General features: G+C 61.6%; 15 protein-coding genes. 7 read left to right on the forward strand and 8 right to left on the reverse strand.

Translation table 11 applies throughout. The annotated features are described in order from the left end of the window. Window positions 1-19: 19 nt before the first annotated feature. Both Q9K02_RS08655 and Q9K02_RS08660 read left to right on the forward strand, forming a co-directional pair. Window positions 20-478, forward strand: a complete 459-nt coding sequence (locus Q9K02_RS08655) for a MerR family transcriptional regulator (RefSeq protein ID WP_305932527.1) — start codon at window positions 20-22, stop codon at window positions 476-478. Between the two features lie 45 nt (window positions 479-523). Then, a complete protein-coding gene (locus Q9K02_RS08660) occupies window positions 524-2,329 on the forward strand; it encodes an acyl-CoA dehydrogenase C-terminal domain-containing protein (RefSeq protein ID WP_305932528.1) in 1,806 nt (601 codons plus the stop codon). Window positions 2,330-2,405: 76 nt separating this feature from the next. On the opposite strand, the gene Q9K02_RS08665 is transcribed toward Q9K02_RS08660, so the two are convergent. From Q9K02_RS08665 to tyrS, 5 genes are all read right to left on the reverse strand, one after another. Continuing rightward, entirely contained in the window at window positions 2,406-3,116 is a 711-nt protein-coding gene (locus Q9K02_RS08665; protein ID WP_305932529.1) for a dienelactone hydrolase family protein, read from the reverse strand. Next, window positions 3,113-4,030, reverse strand: a complete 918-nt coding sequence (gene cysK / locus Q9K02_RS08670; protein ID WP_305932530.1) for a cysteine synthase A — start codon at window positions 4,028-4,030, stop codon at window positions 3,113-3,115. Before cysK ends, Q9K02_RS08665 begins: the two co-directional genes overlap by 4 nt. Then, window positions 4,027-5,340 carry an MFS transporter gene (locus tag Q9K02_RS08675; protein WP_305932531.1) on the reverse strand — a complete coding sequence of 438 codons (1,314 nt, stop codon included), beginning with the start codon at window positions 5,338-5,340 and terminating at the stop codon, window positions 4,027-4,029. The genes cysK and Q9K02_RS08675 overlap by 4 nt, the downstream gene beginning before the upstream one ends. Window positions 5,341-5,414: 74 nt before the next feature. Next, window positions 5,415-5,753, reverse strand: a complete 339-nt coding sequence (locus tag Q9K02_RS08680; RefSeq protein ID WP_305932532.1) for a PilZ domain-containing protein — start codon at window positions 5,751-5,753, stop codon at window positions 5,415-5,417. Window positions 5,754-5,864: 111 nt separating this feature from the next. Further along, window positions 5,865-7,094, reverse strand: a complete 1,230-nt coding sequence (gene tyrS, locus Q9K02_RS08685; RefSeq protein WP_305932533.1) for a tyrosine--tRNA ligase — start codon at window positions 7,092-7,094, stop codon at window positions 5,865-5,867. Between the two features lie 89 nt (window positions 7,095-7,183). On the opposite strand from tyrS, the gene Q9K02_RS08690 reads away from it, so the two are divergent. From Q9K02_RS08690 to Q9K02_RS08705, 4 genes are all read left to right on the forward strand, one after another. Next, on the forward strand, window positions 7,184-7,669 hold the full coding sequence (locus Q9K02_RS08690) for a DOMON-like domain-containing protein (protein ID WP_305932534.1): 486 nt from the start codon (window positions 7,184-7,186) through the stop codon (window positions 7,667-7,669). Further along, window positions 7,666-8,868 (forward strand): exo-beta-N-acetylmuramidase NamZ family protein, encoded by a 1,203-nt coding sequence (locus tag Q9K02_RS08695; RefSeq protein ID WP_305932535.1) that lies wholly within the window; start codon window positions 7,666-7,668, stop codon window positions 8,866-8,868. The genes Q9K02_RS08690 and Q9K02_RS08695 overlap by 4 nt, the downstream gene beginning before the upstream one ends. Further along, window positions 8,865-9,827 (forward strand): aspartyl/asparaginyl beta-hydroxylase domain-containing protein, encoded by a 963-nt coding sequence (locus Q9K02_RS08700; protein ID WP_305932536.1) that lies wholly within the window; start codon window positions 8,865-8,867, stop codon window positions 9,825-9,827. The genes Q9K02_RS08695 and Q9K02_RS08700 overlap by 4 nt, the downstream gene beginning before the upstream one ends. A gap of 117 nt (window positions 9,828-9,944) precedes the next feature. Further along, on the forward strand, window positions 9,945-11,237 hold the full coding sequence (locus Q9K02_RS08705; protein WP_305932537.1) for a spinster family MFS transporter: 1,293 nt from the start codon (window positions 9,945-9,947) through the stop codon (window positions 11,235-11,237). On the opposite strand, the gene Q9K02_RS08710 is transcribed toward Q9K02_RS08705, so the two are convergent. Genes Q9K02_RS08710 through Q9K02_RS08720 form a run of 3 tightly spaced genes read right to left on the reverse strand, consistent with a single transcriptional unit; the run spans window position 11,234 to window position 13,662 of the window. After that, window positions 11,234-11,620 carry a hypothetical protein gene (locus Q9K02_RS08710; protein ID WP_305932538.1) on the reverse strand — a complete coding sequence of 129 codons (387 nt, stop codon included), beginning with the start codon at window positions 11,618-11,620 and terminating at the stop codon, window positions 11,234-11,236. The genes Q9K02_RS08705 and Q9K02_RS08710 overlap by 4 nt on opposite strands. A 20-nt stretch (window positions 11,621-11,640) precedes the next feature. Next, window positions 11,641-12,474, reverse strand: a complete 834-nt coding sequence (locus Q9K02_RS08715; RefSeq protein WP_305932539.1) for a DUF817 domain-containing protein — start codon at window positions 12,472-12,474, stop codon at window positions 11,641-11,643. 6 nt (window positions 12,475-12,480) lie between these two features. Beyond that, window positions 12,481-13,662, reverse strand: coding sequence for a vWA domain-containing protein (locus tag Q9K02_RS08720; protein WP_305932540.1), 1,182 nt, complete (start codon window positions 13,660-13,662; stop codon window positions 12,481-12,483). 125 nt (window positions 13,663-13,787) lie between these two features. Here Q9K02_RS08720 and Q9K02_RS08725 point away from each other — a divergent pair, with 125 nt between their 5' ends. After that, the gene (locus Q9K02_RS08725; RefSeq protein ID WP_305932541.1) at window positions 13,788-15,188 is read left to right on the forward strand and encodes a methyl-accepting chemotaxis protein; all 1,401 of its coding nucleotides are present in this window, start codon (window positions 13,788-13,790) and stop codon (window positions 15,186-15,188) included. The last annotated feature ends 11 nt before the right edge of the window (window positions 15,189-15,199 follow it).

Here is a 15,199-nt window from a genome sequence, read left to right on the forward strand (position 1 = left end):
CGTTGAGTAGGGAAGGGGCATGAACCAGCCGCTTCCCAAAGATGCTCGGCGCAGCGAAGGCGACCGCCGTCACGCCGGCGCGCACCTCGAACGCCCGGATGCCTTCGACCGTGAGCAGTTCTCGATCTCGGATCTCACTAGCGAGTTCGGCTGTACCGCCCGCGCCCTGCGCTTTTACGAGGATGAGGGCCTGATTGCGCCGTCACGCGTCGGTCTGACCCGCATCTATTCGAAGCGCGACCGTGCACGGCTCGCCTGGATTATGCGAGCCAAGAACGTCGGCTTCTCGCTCACCGAAATCCGCGAGATGATCGATCTCTACGATCTCGGCGACGGGCGGGTCGAGCAGCGCCGCGTCACGGTAGAAAAGTGCAAGGCCCACGTCGCAAAACTCAAGGAGCAGCGCGACGACATCGACAGCTCAATTAACGAACTGACCGATTTCATAGACCAGATCGAGTCGCTCGACCTCGATTGACCTCAGGTTCGATTACCCAGTTATATTCCCAGCAAGGACACGCAGATGCCCATCTATTCCGCCCCGACCCGCGACACGCGCTTCATCGTGAACGAGGTTCTCGACCTCGGCAGCTATGGCAATCTTCCCGGTTTCGAAATGGCCAGCGCGGACGTGACCAATGCCGTCATCAACGAAGGCGGGAAATTCTGCGCCGAGGTGCTGGCGCCCCTTAACCAGTCGGGCGACCAAGAAGGCTGCACCCGGAACGAAGACGGCTCCGTCACCACGCCCAAGGGCTTCAAGGAAGCGTTCGACCTTTTCAACGAAGCAGGGTGGGGCACGCTGTCCCATCCCGAAGAATTCGGCGGACAGGGCATGCCGCATGTTCTCGGCTTCGCGATGGAAGAGTTCATTTCCAGCGCAAACCAGGCATTCGGCATGTATCCCGGCCTCACCAATGGCGCGATCTCGGCCCTGATTGCCAAGGGTTCGCAGGAACAGAAGGAAAAGTACCTGCCGAAGATGGTGTCCGGCGAATGGACCGGCACCATGAACCTGACCGAGCCGCATTGCGGCACCGACCTCGGCATGATCCGCACCAAGGCGGAGCCGCAGTCCGACGGCAGTTATGCCATCACCGGCACCAAGATCTTCATCTCGGCCGGCGAACACGACATGAGCGAGAACATCATTCACCTTGTCCTCGCCAAAACTCCCGGTGCCCCGGACAGCACGAAGGGCATTTCGCTGTTCGTGGTGCCCAAGTTCATCGTCAACGAAGACGGTACGCCGGGCGAGCGCAACGGCGTGATGTGCGGCTCGATCGAGCACAAGATGGGCATTCACGCCAACTCGACCTGTGTGCTCAATTACGACGGCGCAAAAGGCTGGCTCGTCGGCGAAGAGAACAAGGGGCTCGCCGCCATGTTCATCATGATGAATGCCGCGCGTCTCGGCGTCGGCATCCAAGGCCTGAGCCAGGCCGAGGTGTCCTACCAGAACGCCGTTGCCTACGCGCTCGACCGTCGTCAGGGCCGCGCGCTGACCGGACCCGCCGATCCCGATGCGCAGGCCGACCCCATTTTCGTCCACCCCGACGTGCGCCGTATGCTGATGGATGCAAAGACCTTTACCGAAGGCATGCGCATGCTGTGCCTGTGGGGAGCGCTGCAGGTCGACCTGACGCACAAGGCGCAGACCGAGGAAGAGCGCGAAGAAGCCGACATGATGATCGGCCTGCTGACGCCGGTCATCAAGGGCTACGGTACCGACAAGGGCTATGAAGTCGCGACCAATATGCAGCAGGTCTTCGGCGGCCACGGCTATATCGAGGAATGGGGCATGAGCCAGTTCGTGCGCGATGCCCGCATTGCCCAGATCTACGAAGGCACGAATGGCGTGCAGGCGATGGATTTGTGCGGTCGCAAGCTTGCCCAAAAAGGCGGCGCCGCGATCCAGGCGTTCTTCAAGGTCGTCGGCGAGGATATCGCCGCTGCCAAGGACGACGAGACGCTCGCGCCAATGGCCGAAGCGCTCGAGAAGGCGCTTGGTCAGCAGCAGGCTGCGACCATGTGGTTCATGCAGAACGCGATGCAGAACCCCAACCACCTCGGTGCCGGTGCGCATCACTACATGCACATCATGGGCATCGTCTCGCTTGGGTGGATGTGGCTGCGCATGGCCAAGACTGCGGCGGCCGCTCTGGCCGGTGGCAGCGACGACACAGCATTCTACGAAGCCAAGCTCGCCAGTGCGCGCTATTACATGGACCGCTTCCTGCCCGATGCCGGTGCCCTGCGCCGCAAGCTTGAAAGCGGTTCAGAAAGCATGATGGCGCTGGGCGAAGAGGCATTCGCTACCGCTGCCTGAGGCGCGGACGATCTACTGGGAAGGGGGCGCTTTGGTGCCACCTTTTTAGCAGGACCAATTGCCGAATGGTTGGGCGTCACGTTCGCGGGTTAGAGAGTATCTCATCGAACAGGCCGAGCATCGCCTGCCAGCTCTGCCGATCGGCGCTGGCGTCGAAGGCCGGATTGGACGAGCCGTCGAGGCCGACCTTGGCGGTGAAGCCATGCCCGACATTGGCATAGCTGTGGAAGTGCCAATCGGCCCCGACCTGGTCCATCTCTTCCCAGAAGGCCATGACATGCGAGCGTGGCACCAATTCGTCGCGGTCGCCATGGCAGACGAGCATGCGCGCCTTCGGACGGTCCTGAGCCGGAAGCCGCGTTTCGAGCAGGCCATGGAAACTCGCCACCGCAAGCAGATCCTGCCCGTCGCGCGCCATCTCGAGAACGGCCATTCCGCCTAGGCAAAACCCGATCGCCAGATGCGGTAGGTCCGGTGCCAACTCGCTTAACAGATCGAGCGTCGCGCGCAGCCGCTGGCGCATCGCGGGCGGATCGCCGCGCAGTTTCTCGAGCGCCACGAAGGCTTCGTCGGGATCCGCGGGTGCTTCGGGCCCGTAGAAGTCGCCGATCAGAACTTCGTAGCCTTCGTTTATCAGCTCACGAGCCTTGGCTTCGACGCCGGGCGTGGAGTTCATGAAGGTCGGGAAGACGGCCACCGCCGCGCGAGCCTGTCCCGCAGGCTTACCGTGCAGGGCGACGAGCGGCGTGCCGTTGTCGCTGTAATCGATACGCTTGAGCCCGCTCATTCGGGCAGGAAGTCCGGCACCGACAGATAACGCTCGCCGGTATCGTAATTGAAGCCCATCACGCGGGTTCCTGCGGGCAGGTCGGGCAGTTTCTTGGCGATTGCGGCAAGCGTCGCGCCGCTCGAAATGCCGACGAGCATACCTTCCTTCGCGGCGCATTGCCGGGCCATCTCCTTGGCGGCCTCGGCATCGACCTGGATAGAGCCGTCAATCGATTGCGTATGCAGATTGTCGGGCACGAAGCCCGCGCCGATGCCCTGGATGGGGTGAGGGCCGGGCTGGCCTCCGCTGATGACCGGGGACTGGGCAGGCTCGACGGCGTAGGCCTTGAAACCGCTCCACTTCTCCTTAAGCACTTCCGCACAGCCGGTGAGGTGGCCGCCGGTGCCGACGCCGGTGATCATCACGTCGATCGGACTGTCTGCGAAATCGTCGAGAATCTCCTGTGCGGTCGTGCGGGCGTGGACTTTCCAGTTACTCTCGTTGTCGAATTGGCTCGGCATCCAGGCACCGTCGGTTTCGGCGACCAGCTCCTGCGCGCGTTCGATCGCGCCCTTCATGCCCTTTTCCTTCGGCGTGAGGTCGAAGGTCGCGCCATAGGCAAGCATCAGGCGGCGCCGCTCGATGCTCATGCTTTCGGGCATTACGAGGACCAGCTTGTAGCCCTTTACCGCAGCGGTCATCGCCAGGCCGATACCGGTGTTGCCGCTGGTCGGTTCCACGATGGTGCCGCCCGGCTTGAGCTTGCCGGCCTTCTCGGCATCCTCGATCATGGCGAGGCCGATGCGGTCCTTGATGGAACCGCCGGGATTGTTCCGCTCGCTCTTCACCCAAACCTCATGGTCGGGGAACAGGCGGGAGAGGCGGACGTGCGGTGTGCGCCCGATGGTGTCGAGAATGGAGTCGGCTTTCATGGCATCTGCTCCTTGAGCTTTTCTTCCGGTGTCGGTTCTAGCAATTCTTCAGGCGGGTCAAAGGTCCGGGTTGTCCGCAGAACCGGGAACAGCTTGCTCCACAGCGCCACCGTGATGATGGCACCGGCGCCTCCGCCGACAACAGCGATCACCGGGCCGAACACGAATGCGAGCGATCCGGAAAAGAAATCGCCGAATTCGTTGGAGGCGCTGATCGTCAGCAGGCTGACCGAAGATACCCGGCCACGCTTGTCGTCAGGGGTGTGCAGCTGGATCAGCGACTGGCGGATGTAGACGCTGAACATGTCCGCCGCGCCAACGATGAACAGCATGGCGAGGCTGAGCGGCATATAGGTCGACAGGCCGAAAACGATGGTCGCCACACCGAAGATTGCGACGGCCCACAGCATCTTCGGCCCGACATTGGTCTTCAGCGGGCGGAAGGAGAACAGCAGCGCGGTGAGCGCAGCCCCGACGGCGGGAGCCATGGCGAGCTGGGCAAGGCCGGTCTCGCCGACCTCTAGAATATCGCGCGCATAGACCGGGAACAGCGCAGTCGCCCCGGCCAGAAACACCGCGAACAGGTCGAGCGTGATCGCGCCGAGCACCATTTTGTTGCGTACGACATAGCGAAGCCCCTCGACCATCTGGTGGATCGGTCGCTTGTTCGCCTCGCGCGGTGGTTGCGGGACCTTGCCGATGAAGGAAATCGCAGTGATCGACACGGCGAACAGTCCGGCCGCCACAAGGTAGGGCAAGGCAGGGAGGATAGCATAGGTATAGCCGCCAATCGCGGGGCCGACGATCATGCCGACCTGCCACGCGATGCTCGACAAGGCGATGGCATTCGGGAGGATCGTCTTGGGCACGAGGTTCGGGGCCAGCGCCGACAAGGCGGGGCCGTTGAACGCGCGCACCACGCCGAGGACGATGGCGACGCCATAGAGCCAGGCGAGCGAGAGATCGCCGTGCCACGTCAGGAACGCCAGAGTTCCCGCGCATCCCAGCTGGGCCAGCATGGTCAGACGCGCGATATTGCGCCTGTCGAAATGATCGGCGGCCCAGCCCGAAAACGGCGTAAGCACGAAAAGCGGGAGAAATTGCAGCAGGCCGATCAGCGCAAGCTGGCCGGAGGACTCCGCCACGCTCAACCCGCCGTCGCGCGCGATATTATAGGTCTGCCATCCGATGATCAGCATCATCGCATATTGCGCCAGCGTCATGCTCAGGCGCGACAGCCAGTAAGCGCGGAAATTCGCGATCCGGAAGGGCGAGCTATCGGGGGTTATTGCTTGGTCGTTCTGGCTCACACCAGACGCATGGCAGGCGCGCCTCCCATTGGGAAGACGCGCCTGCTTTCCGTGTGAGAATCAGATCTTGGCGATTAGCGCAGCTTGCGCAGGCGCGGGTTCGGCTGAAGCTCGTCGATCAGGGCGAGGAAATCGTCCACCCGGATGATCCGCTCGAACTGGAAGCCGGCGCGATTGTCGCGAGTCCAGATCACGTAGGATTCGATCCGTCCGATTACCGGCAGGCGAATGATGACCCGCTCGCCGCGGCTGAGCCCGTCGGCATTGTCGACCATAAAGCCGTTTGCCGAGATATTGGCGATGTGGAGGCGCAGGTCACCCTTGCCGAAATGTTCGGCAATGACGGGGTGATCGACCGGATGGCGTGCCATGCGCCGCTGGTCGGTTACGCTCAATTGTGCTCCGGCACTCATCTGTTGCGATCCCTCCGAAATATTGATCGCAGATCCCATACCCCGGCAAAGGCTGATATTTGGTAAACCTGCGCGAAGGTATTGGCACTCGCAAGGCGACGACCGCCAAGTTCAGCGGCGCAAAATCGCGTGTTTCTTCTTGCCCAGGCTGAGCTTGATCTCCGTATCGGGCGCCACATTCACAAGGAAACCGGGGTCGCCGACCACCTCGCCGTCCAGCTTGACTGCGCCTTCCGCCAGCTTGCGCTTCGCCTCGCCATTGGAGGCCGTGAAGCCGAGCGCGGTGAGCGCGGCACCGATCCGCATGCCGTCGCTCCCAACCGAAAGCGAGGGCAGTTCTTCCCCCGAGCCGCCGCCCGCGAAGGTGTCGCTGGCCGTCTGCGCGGCGGCATTTGCGGCCTCGCGCCCGCGCACCAGTGCGGTGACCTCGGTGGCCAGCATCGTCTTCGCCTGATTGATCTCGGCACCTTCCAGCGCTTCAAGTCTGGCGATCTCATCCAGCGGAAGATCGGTGAACAGCCGTAGAAAGCGCCCGACATCGCGGTCATCGACATTGCGCCAGAACTGCCAGAAGTCGTAGCTTGGTAGCTGGTTCTCGTTGAGCCAGACGGCACCCGCCGCGGTCTTCCCCATCTTCGATCCGTCGGCGGTGGTGAGCAGCGGCGTCGTCAGTCCGAACAGCTCGCTGCCATCCATGCGGCGGGCAAGCTCCATGCCATTGACAATATTACCCCACTGGTCGCTCCCACCCATCTGCAACTGACAGCCATAGCGCTGCGCCAGCTCGCGGAAATCGTAAGCCTGCAGGATCATGTAGTTGAATTCGAGGAACGTCAGCGGCTGCTCGCGGTCAAGCCGCAGTTTGACCGAATCGAAGGTCAGCATGCGATTGACAGTGAAGTGCGGGCCTACATCGCGCAGCAACTCGATATAGCCGAGCTCGCTTAGCCACTCGTCATTGTTGACCATCACGGCGTCAGTCGGCCCGTCACCGAAGGTCAGCAGGCGCTCGAAGACCTTGCGGATGCCGGCGATATTCTTGTCAATATCGGCATCGGTCAGCATTTTACGGCTCTCGTCCTTGCCGCTGGGATCGCCCACCTTGGTCGTGCCGCCCCCCATCACGACGATCGGCTTGTGCCCGGCCTGCTGCAACCGGCGCAGCATCATGATCTGCACAAGGCTTCCCACGTGCAGCGATGGCGCGGTGGCATCGAAGCCGATATAGCCCGGCACCGTGCCCTTGGCAGCTAGCGCGTCCAGCGCCTCGCCATTGGTGATCTGGTGAATATAGCCGCGCTCTTCGAGGGTGCGCAGGAGGTCGGAGGAAAAGCTGCTCATGATGGAGCGCGCGCTAGCAGGTAAGGACGCCCGTGCAAACGCATGAACTGGTGCCGCATGCCGCCTATCCTGCGGCGAGCGTAACCTCCGTGACGGCGAAGATCATCGGCCGCGACCCCAATTGGTTGCGTGTCCGTTGGCGCGTCGAGGGCGTGCAGAGCCTTGTCGTACCGAAGTTTGCGGGGCGGGGACGGGCGGACTGCCTTTGGCAAACCACCTGCTTCGAGATGTTCGTGAAGCCCAAAGGCGGCACGTCATACCTGGAATTGAACCTGTCCCCGTCGGAGCGTTGGAACGCGTATGCCTTCGATGCGCCGCGAAACGGGATGCGAGAACTCCCCATGGCTCGCGAGCCTGATTGCACCATGCGGCCCGGCAGCAGCTTCGCCATCTTCGATGCGGCCATCCCCGCCGATGTGATACCGTCAGTCGATTGCGACTATGGAATGACCTGCATCCTAGAAGAGCAGGGCGGCACGAAAAGTTACTGGGCGCTCTGCCATTCGGGCGATGTGCCGGATTTCCATGAACCTGCTTGCTTCACGGGCACGCTTGCGGCACCCACCGCGCCATGAAATTCGGCATCGACCGCCTTCTGACCGAAGACGAACTTCGCGCCCCGCTGGCGGGCAAGCGCGTATCGCTGGTGGCGCATCCGGCTTCGGTCACCGCGCAACTGCACCATTCGCTCGACGCGCTGATCGAACGCGGGGTCAACGTCACCTCTGCCTTCGGGCCGCAGCACGGGCTGAAGGGCGACAAGCAGGACAATATGGTCGAGACGGCGGACGAGACCGATCCGCGCCACAATATCCCGGTTTTCAGCCTCTACGGCGAGGTCCGGCGACCGACCGGACAGATGATGTCGACGGCGGACGTTTTCCTGTTCGACCTCCAAGATCTCGGTTGCCGCATTTACACCTTCGTGACGACGCTGCTCTACCTGATGGAAGAGGCGGCGAAGGCGGGTAAATCGGTCTGGGTTCTTGACCGCCCCAATCCCGCTGGCGGGCCGGTGGAAGGCACCTTGCTGGTCCCTGGACAGGAAAGCTTCGTCGGCGCGGCGCCCATGCCGATGCGGCACGGCATGACGATGGGCGAAATGGGCCACTGGTTCAAAGCGCATTTCGACCTCGACCTCGATTACAAGGTGATCGAGATGGTCGGCTGGAAGCCCGGTCATGCGCCCGGCTTTGGCTGGCCGGAAGACCGGGTATGGATCAATCCGAGCCCGAATGCCGCCACCGTCAATATGGCGCGGGCCTATGCCGGTACCGTCATGATAGAGGGAACGACACTGAGCGAGGGTCGCGGGACGACCCGGCCGCTCGAAGTGCTGTTCGGCGCGCCCGATGTCGATGCAGGCGGCGTTATGAAAGAGATGGAGCGACTTGCTCCTGCATGGCTTCGGGGCTGCGCTTTGCGCGAGTGCTGGTTCGAGCCGACGTTCCACAAGCACGCCGGGAAGCTCTGCAACTCACTGATGATCCACGCGGAAGGCCCCTTCTACGATCATCACGAGTTCCGACCGTGGCGGCTTCAGGCGCTGGCCTTTAAGGCGATCCGCAACCTCTATCCGGACTACGATCTGTGGCGCGATTTTCCCTATGAGTACGAGCTAGAGCGACTCGCGATCGACGTGATCAACGGCGGGCCGAGTTTGCGCGAATGGGTGGATGACAGCGAAGCCGAACCCGGCGACCTGGATAGCCTCGCGGACGCAGACGAAACTGCATGGCGCCAGACAATCGCGCCGCACCTGCTCTACGGATGACCCAGGCCGCGCCGGATTTCGCCAGTCTTGTGGCTGAAGGCGATGCTCGCCTCGATGCTGGCGATCATCGCGCCGCTTCCGCTTACTACACTGCCGCCTTGAAACAGGCCGAAGCAGGAGCGCCATATGATCGGCCCACGGCGCAAAGAGCCTTGCGGCGCTTGCAGGACATCGAGCAGGGCTATGTGCGCCATCTCCATGCATCGCTGGAACGGCAGGGCTTCCCGCAATCGGAATGGCATCCGAGATTTGCCAAAAGCATCGCGATCATGACCGGCCAATTCCAGCGCGAAAACACCGGCGAGCAATATCTCCGAATGCCGACGACCTATTTCTATCCCGATCTGCCCTATGCGGAATATTACGATACCGCTGGCTGGTCCTGGGTAGAAGAACTCGAAGCATATACCGAGCAGATCGTCTCGGAAGCGAAAGCCCTCATGGATGGCGGTGAAACCTTCGCGGCTTACATGAAGCGCACCGAAGACCGCCCACAGGGCAATTCGCACGGTCTGCTCGAGAATGACGATTGGAGCACCTTCGATCTTATCGATTCGGAGAAGCCGATCGCGGACCGGGTGAAGCTCTGCCCGCACACCTTTGGTGCGATTACCGACTTCGCTCCCCAGTGCCGGATACCCAAGCGCGCACCGACGATCATGTTCTCCCTTCTGAAGGCTGGTGCGCACATTCCCCCGCATACCGGGATGCTGAACCCGCGCCTCATATGCCACCTCCCACTGGTCGTGCCGGGTGACGGGGCCCTCCGGGTCGGCACATCGACGCGCGCTTGGGAAAAAGGTCGGCTGATGGTTTTCGACGACACGATCGAACATGAAGCCTGGAACCACTCGCAGACCGACCGCTTGGTCCTGATTTTCGACATCTGGCATCCTGACCTCGACGAAATCGAGCAGGCGCAAATCGCGGCGCTGTTCGACGCGGTGGATTCGTATTGAGCCACCCGTGGCACCAAACCGGACTTTCGATCGGTCGAAGAACGCTTGACGAAAGCCAATGGATAGGGTTGCTTGACCGAAAGTGACGGGCATACCCGCGCTTCGGGAGAGAGTTTGATGGCGACAGCGGCACCCACCGGCGCAGCGCAGAGTTCAGTGCGCGCCACCCTCTGGATTCTGTTGATCGTCTACATCTTCAATTTCATCGACCGGCAGATCGTCAACATCCTGGCCGAACCGATCGCGCAGGATCTGGGTCTGAGCGATACGCAGATCGGCCTGATGACGGGCCTTGCATTTGCGCTGTTCTACACCGTCCTCGGCCTGCCGATTGCGCGCTATTCCGACAGGCCGACAACGAATCGACCGCGGTTGATTGCATTGGCCTTGGCGACCTGGTCGGCGATGACCGCGCTGTGCGGCGTAGCGCAGAATTTTATTCAACTGCTTCTCGCCCGCATCGGCGTCGGTGTGGGAGAGGCCGGTTGCACTCCGCCGGCGCATTCGCTGATTTCAGATCTCGTGCCGCCGGAAAAACGCAGTTCCGCTCTGGCCTTCTATGCGCTTGGGATCCCGATAGGAACGCTGCTCGGCATGCTCATCGGCGGAGTCCTCGCCGATTGGGTGGGGTGGCGCAGGGCGTTTCTGTTCGTTGGTATTCCGGGCGTGGTTCTCGCCCTGATTGTGTGGTTCGTCCTGAAAGAGCCGCGCCGTAAGGACAGCCTCGAGGTTCTACGCCAGAGGGGCACCGATGACGTGGTCCCGTTCTTCAAGGCGATGGGCAAGGTCATGCGCTCGCGCGCCTTCGTCCTGCTTTTATGTGCCGGATCGGCGGCCGCGTTTCTCGCCTATGGCAAGGTCACCTGGACGACGATCTTCTTCCAGCGGACCCATGGCATGTCGCCGGGCGAGGTCGGCTTCTGGTTCGGCATCGTGAACGGCGCCGCGGGCATCGTGGGGACCGTGCTCGGCGGCTGGCTTGCGGACCGCTTCGGATCGCAGAACCGTCGCCACGTTCTCACGGCGCCGGCCATAGGCATGGCCGTTGCAGCGCCGATCGCGTTTCTCGCCTATCAGGCGCAGACTTGGCAGATGGGCCTGATCCTGCTGTTCGTGCCGACGCTGCTGAACTCCTTGTATTACGGACCCACCTACTCCGCGGCGCAGGGTTTGGTGCCTCTCCGCTCAAGAGCCATCGCGGCCGCAGTTCTCCTGTTCTTCCAGAACCTAATCGGGCTGGGCCTCGGGCCGTTATTCTTCGGCATGCTGTCCGACTGGCTGCGCCCAGAATATGGCGAGGAAAGCGTGCGCTACGTCCTCTATGGCGCGGCATTCCTCGGTCTCATTCCGGCATTCTTCTTCTGGCGATGCAGCCTGCGTCTCAATGACGAGCTGGACAAGCAGGACTAGCCGGCGGGGATCAGTTCGACGCGATCGTCCAGTTCGGGCACCGGGCGCACATCCGACGTGTCGTTGTGCATCACCATGACGCTACATCCATCGATCCGGTGATCGACCGCCGCGATCATCTCGGCGTCTTCCGGGACGGCTCCCTCCCGCCGCAGCGAAGGCTGGCCATTCGCGTCGCGAACCTGCGTGATGGTCTGCTCGCACTCGTCCACGTCGATCGGCTTTTCAGGACAGCCTTCGGGATTGAAAACCGGCACGCTGCCATCGCACGGTGTTGCTTCCGCTGCCATTTCGATCTCGCCCGATACCGCGCGTTCTTCGTCGGGCTCCGCAGCAATGGCGACCCCTGCGAGGGCGAGGGCGGGTAGCACAAGATAGTGCATCGAGTTCTCCTTCGTTGCTCTCATACTGGCTCGCGCACCGGGTGAACAAGGCTGACGAGGACGAAGCTGATCAGCATCAGCAAGAACCAGCTTCCCAGTTTGGCGAGGCTGACCGGCTGCCAGCCGTCCTCCTGCCCCGGGTAGGTCCAGGCGCGAGCGAAGGTACCGATGTTCTCTGCACCCCAGATGAATAATGCGACCAGGAAAAATCCAAGCAGCAACGGCATCCAACGATGCGCCAGCCAATTGCGGAAGTGAATTCTCGTCCGCCAGAACAGCAGAATCGTGACCCCGAACAGCAAATAGCGGACGTCCGGGAGCCAGTGATGGGCGAAGAAGTTCACGTAGATCGCCGCCGCCAGCGCGTAGGTCGCCCAGCGTGCGGGATAGTGCGAATAGCGAAAGTCGAAGATGCGCCAGACGCGGGCGATGTAGCTTCCTACCGCCGCGTACATGAACCCCGAGAATAGCGGCACGTCGCCAATCCGCAGCACGCTCGGTTCGGGGTAGATCCACGATCCCGCTGCCGTCTTGAACAGCTCCATCACCGTGCCGACGATGTGGAAGATCAGGATGACCTTGGCTTCGGACCAAGTCTCGAGCCGGAAGGCCAGCATCGCAGCCTGAATTGCAACGGCTGCCAAGGTGATGAAATCGTATCGGGGCAGGGACGCGTCGTCGGGATAATACAGATGCGTCGCTAGAAGCAGGGCCAGCATCAAGCCCCCGAAAAGGCAGGCCCAAGCCTGCTTGAAGCCGAATAGCAGAAATTCGTAGAGCCACAGCCGCCAGCCCGTGCCCGGATCGAACTGCTCGAGCCGGTGGCGGACCGCCTCGAAGCGGGTGTGCCGCAAGGCGTCCTAACCCTGCTTGCGGCTCAATTCGCGCATCGCGTCGTCGAGGCCATCCAGCGTCAGCGGATACATCCGGTCGTTTACCAGGTGCTTCATCACCTTTGTCGACTGCGAATATCCCCACTGCTTTTCGGGCACGGGATTGAGCCAGACGGTCGCGGGATAGGTGTTGGTGACCCGCTGCATCCAGGTGGCGCCCGCTTCCTCGTTCATATGCTCCACGCTGCCGCCCGCATGGGTGATCTCATAGGGGCTCATCGCTGCGTCGCCGACGAACGCGACCTTGTAGTCGTGGCCGTATTTGTGGAGGATATCCCAGGTCTTGGTCCGTTCCTGCCAGCGGCGGCGATTGTCTTTCCATACGCCTTCGTAAAGGCAATTGTGGAAGTAGAAGAATTCGAGATTCTTGAACTCGCTGGTGGCCGCGCTGAACAGCTCTTCGGTGATCTTGATGAACGGGTCCATCGATCCGCCCACATCTAGGAACAGCAGCAGTTTCACCGCATTGCGCCGTTCCGGTCGCATATGGATATCGAGCCACCCCTGCTTCGCCGTGCCGTCAATAGTCGCGTCGATATCGAGCTGGTCCGCCGCGCCCTCACGCGCGAAGCGACGCAGGCGACGCAGCGCCATCTTGATGTTGCGGGTGCCCAGTTCCTTGGTGTTGTCGAGGTTCTTGAACTCGCGCTTGTCCCACACCTTGATCGCGCGCTTGTGCTTGCTTTCGCCGCCGATCCGCACGCCTTCGGGGTTGTACCCTGAATTGCCGAACGGGCTGGTGCCGCCGGTGCCGATCCACTTGTTGCCGCCCTGATGGCGCTTTTCCTGCTCCTCGAGCCGCTTTTTCAGCGTCTCCATGATCTCGTCCCAGTCACCAAGCGACTTGATCTTCTCCATCTCCTCGTCGGAGAGGAACTTCTCGGCGACGGCCTTCAGCCAGTCTTCCGGAATATCGACCGGGTTCTGGCCGTAATCGGACAGGATGCCTTTGAAGACCTTGGCAAAGACCTGGTCGAAGCGATCGATCAGGCCTTCGTCTTTCACGAAGGTCGCGCGGGAGAGGTAGTAGAAGGCTTCCGGCGTCTGCTCGATCACATCCTTGTCGAGCGCCTCGAGCAGTGTGAGGTGTTCCTTGAAGCTTGCCGAAATTCCGGCAGCGCGCAGCTCGTCGACGAAATTGAAAAACATGACACAGGCTTAGCGCCCTCTACCGCGATGGCGAAGCGAAAATCGGCGGAAGCTGCTTAACCGGGCAATAACCATTCCCGTCTAACCCCTAAATCGGGTCTAGAAATACAGGGACGTGGCCAAGCATGGAAATGCGCGAAATCGCGATGACGGACAGCAAGGACTTGTCGGCAATTCCGGATAGTTGCGGCAAGGTTACGGTCGGATGCTCCGATGTCGCGGGGATCGTGCAAGGCGTCATCGACTCGTTCGGCCACTTGCGCTCCGAATATGTCGAATTGCAGGGCACGGTGTCCGCACTCGACGAAGACCAGCGTATGGTGCTCGAAGCGACCGACGAAGCGCGACTGCTATCGCAGCGCGCCATCGAGCGGCTTTCCCAGGGTTCCGAACTTATCGGCAATTCGCTCGGTCAGATCGGTAATCTTCTCGGCCTAGTCGAAACGCTGACCGAGCATGTCACCGGCTTCGCGGCGGCGATGGATCAGGTCCGCCGCAGTTCGCAGGAAATCGACCAGATTGCCGAAACGACGAACATCCTCGCTCTCAACGCGACGATCGAGGCGATGCGAGCTGGCGAACAAGGCCGCACCTTCGCCGTCGTGGCCAACGAGGTGAAAACGCTCGCCAGCGAGACGCGCCGGGCGACCGAGGAAATCGGCCGGACGATCGACACGCTTGGCGAAGAAGCCGAACAGGTGATCGAGAAAATCCAGGTCGGCGCCACCGCCAGCGCCGAGGCCAAGAGTTCGGTCACTGCCATCGAACATACGCTTCAGGGCGTCACCGAACTGATCGGCGAGGTCGATCAGCAGCAGGACCAGATTGCCCGCAATACCGCAACCATTTCGGAACATGTTCACCGCGTCCAGGATACGCTTGGCGATTTCGACACCGCGGTCAGCGACAACGAGCAGAAGCTCGCCACTGCGCACGACCGCATGGAAGATCTCGAACTGACCGCCAGCGACATGTTCGACAATCTGGTCAAAGCCGGACTTTCGCCCGACGACAGCCTGATGGTGGATAAGGCTAGAAGCTATGCCGAAGAGATAACCAAGCTTGCCGAGAACGCGTTGGCCGATAGCTCACTGACTATGGAGCAGCTGTTCGACCAGAATTACGTGCATGTCGCAGGCACCAATCCCAAGCAGTACAGGACGTCCCTCTGCAATTGGGCCGATGCCAATTGGCGCCCCGTAAATGACCGAGTGGTCGCAGAAGGCGGCGCGATCATGATGTGTTCGCAGGCCGACATGAACGGGTTCCTTCCCACGCATATCAGCGACCGTTGCCGCAAACCCACCGGAGACATCACGCACGATACGACCTACTGCAGGAACGGTCGCATCATGCTGTACGGTATCGACAAGAAGGCCAAACAGCAGAACGATGCATTCATGATGGCGGTCTATCGCCAGGAAGGGGACGGGAAGAATTACGTCGTCGTGCGCAATGTCTATGTGCCGATCGTAATCAACGGTCGCCGCTGGGGCGACTTCGAACTGGCGTACAGCTTCCGCTGATTGCATCCCCC

It is taken from the genome of Qipengyuania profundimaris (genome assembly GCF_030717945.1).
Taxonomy (GTDB): Bacteria; Pseudomonadota; Alphaproteobacteria; order Sphingomonadales; family Sphingomonadaceae; genus Qipengyuania; species Qipengyuania profundimaris.